This window comes from Xenorhabdus entomophaga (assembly GCF_037996725.1).
GTDB lineage: Bacteria > Pseudomonadota > Gammaproteobacteria > Enterobacterales > Enterobacteriaceae > Xenorhabdus > Xenorhabdus khoisanae.
This window is the reverse complement of the sequence record NZ_JBBMXH010000213.1, coordinates 1-2,370: the sequence shown is the minus strand read 5'-3', so window position 1 is coordinate 2,370 and position 2,370 is coordinate 1. Positions and strand designations below refer to the sequence as shown.

Here is a 2,370-nt window from a genome sequence, read left to right as displayed (position 1 = left end):
TTCAACTAACTTGTCCATAGCCTGTTCCCCCTCGGAGCTGTTTTTGGTGTGCACCAAAACTTTGCTCCTGGAACAGGCTTCTCGTCAATGTCTTATCCAGAATTCGGGTTAGTTAAACAAATTAGACATGATAATTTTTTAACTTGATAAATCCTACATGAAAATAGCGATATTACGACGAAATGGGCTTGGTGATCTTATCTGCACTCAGCCATTAATAAAATTTTTGCGGAAAAAACATCCAAACTCAGAGATCGGCTTATTTATTGATGCAGAACATACTGAACTTGCTCATTATTTATGTCATGATATAAACATAAATATTATTCCCAAAGGGAATAAATACTTATCAACTTTAAAAACTGCATTAAAATTTCGTCGAGAGAGGTTTGATATTGCAATATCAGCCAAACCAACGCCGATGAAACTGAATAATTTATTTTTATGGTTACTAGGTGCTAAAAAGCGCTATGCTGTTACTGCTGATAAACACTGGCACTCTAAATTAATTAACTATCCGGTGAAGAAAGAACAAGTAATTGGTTATCATCAATCATTAAAACTATTACGTATATTTTTACCTGATGAAAAAAAATTACCTGCTGATCTATTTCCTTGCATTACACTTAAAAATACCATTCAAGTTACTGAGCATTGTTTTCCTTTAATTTTATTTTCTGTTTCTAATAACCGAGAAAGTAGTCTAATCAGTAATGAGCGCCTTGCTTTAATTGCACATAAGATAAGTGATCACTACCCAGAGGCAAAATTTATTATTTCTTCACTTAACAATGATATTTTTTTAGCTGAGGATTTAAAAGCACGTATAGGAGAAAGTAGTAAAATTGTCATATCTGATTCTCTAAGTTCCTTTTTAAACTTATTGAATAATATGTCATTAATTATTGTTGGTGATGGAGGTATCTGTCATTTATCAGCCGCGCTACAGAAAAATCTTGTTGCTCTTTATGGCGTGACAAAACCTGAAAACTGGGCTCCACTGGCATCTAATGATAAATGTGTAACTTTATATGACCCAGAAAATGTCAATAGTATTAATTTAGATAAAATCTATTCTGCTATTTTTTTCTTGCTTGAAAAGCAAAAATAAGGCTGTTACATCAATACTGTATAATAACTCCTCCATCATTAATGATGGCGAGAGCATTAAAATTTTAATTGGCTAATTGAATTTTCCTTATATTCATTCTAATAAAAGATGAATTCAGGAACTGAGGCATTTGGAGAGTCTCGCCACTGATAATGTGCAATAAATAAATCAGGTACTGGTAAAGAAATAAGAAATTCAAAGGCTGCTAATGCAATAGTTTTCCCCCAGATTTCTCCTGGACAACGATGGGAGCCATACCCAAATGGCAAAGTACCTTCTTCTGTTTTCAAAGGAATAACTAGCAGTGTATCATTTGAATGACTTCCTTGTTCTGTTTTAAATCTCCGAGTATTTTTTATCGGAGGTTCCTGATTCAGTATTTCATTCAAAATATCCATTCCATTAATATTTTTACTTCCTTGATGCCTAATTAACATTTTCCCTAATAATCCTGTTGTACTATCTGACGCTTGAAAGAAAAAACCTATTGCATTAGAAATCACAACATGTTTATCTGAAATATTATGAATCAGGAAAATTTCTGTTAATTTAGTCAACAAAATTCCTGATGATTTTTCTACTTGAGTGTATAAATATTCTGATGCAGCAATTGATTCAATGGTTTTTTGTTTATCTTCATTAGAGATAATACAATCAAAAAATTCGCGAGATTTTATCACTAAATTTTCCCATTCACTATGATGAATGCCTATAAGATATCCAATGACACATATAGGCAAAGCATAGTTAAATAATGTTAGTGATTCAGCAGAAGTAATTTCTTTTTTCTTAATTTGTTATTAGCTAATTCATGGGATGTTATTAGTACCCGTTTGGCCGAACAAAATGGAGTAAAAGCAATAGCAACAACCAGTGCCGGAATATCTTGGAGTTTAGGCTATCCCGATAACCAATTAGCTGATAGAAAAATTATCATTATACGCAATTAACTTGAAGATGCAGATTTTAAAATCTGGAAGTTATCAGTCAACCGGGTGATGAGTTCACTGGCTTTTTCTGGCAACGTGACATGAAAAAAATGATGAAGGGTTTCACGGAATGTTTTTGCATCCGGAAAATAGACGTTGTTTCGTACCTGCTCGTTCGCGTATTTCCATAATCGCTCAATCGGGTTGAGATTAGGGCTGTAAGCAACTGTCTTGAACATAAAAATTATGGCGCAACGTGATGGTAAGATTCATTCCATTCTTCGTTCTTTCTGAGCATGGCATTCAGGATAGTCAGCAACTTACGCATAC

At 33.5% G+C, this 2,370-nt stretch carries 3 protein-coding genes and 1 pseudogene; 2 read left to right on the top strand and 2 right to left on the bottom strand.

The annotated features are described in order from the left end of the window. Window positions 1–157: 157 nt before the first annotated feature. The gene (locus tag AAC854_RS22150) at window positions 158–1,111 is read left to right on the top strand and encodes a glycosyltransferase family 9 protein (protein ID WP_340618984.1); all 954 of its coding nucleotides are present in this window, start codon (window positions 158–160) and stop codon (window positions 1,109–1,111) included. A gap of 98 nt (window positions 1,112–1,209) precedes the next feature. Here AAC854_RS22150 and AAC854_RS22145 read toward each other — a convergent pair whose 3' ends face one another. Next, on the bottom strand, window positions 1,210–1,791 hold the full coding sequence (locus tag AAC854_RS22145; protein WP_340618983.1) for a hypothetical protein: 582 nt from the start codon (window positions 1,789–1,791) through the stop codon (window positions 1,210–1,212). Between the two features lie 114 nt (window positions 1,792–1,905). Between AAC854_RS22145 and AAC854_RS24465 the strand changes: the two genes are divergently transcribed. After that, window positions 1,906–2,061: an isocitrate lyase/phosphoenolpyruvate mutase family protein gene (locus AAC854_RS24465; protein WP_422824125.1), complete on the top strand. Its 156-nt coding sequence runs from the start codon at window positions 1,906–1,908 to the stop codon at window positions 2,059–2,061. On the opposite strand, the pseudogene AAC854_RS22140 reads toward AAC854_RS24465, so the two are convergent. After that, window positions 2,058–2,261: pseudogene (locus tag AAC854_RS22140) on the bottom strand (transposase); the annotation flags it as partial. The gene AAC854_RS24465 and the pseudogene AAC854_RS22140 overlap by 4 nt on opposite strands. Window positions 2,262–2,370 lie beyond the last annotated feature (109 nt).

Excerpts from the sequence above, each read along its gene's own strand:
- AAC854_RS22150 (WP_340618984.1), top strand. The coding sequence starts at position 158 with ATGAAAATAGCGATATTACGACGAAATGGGCTTGGTGATCTTATCTGC.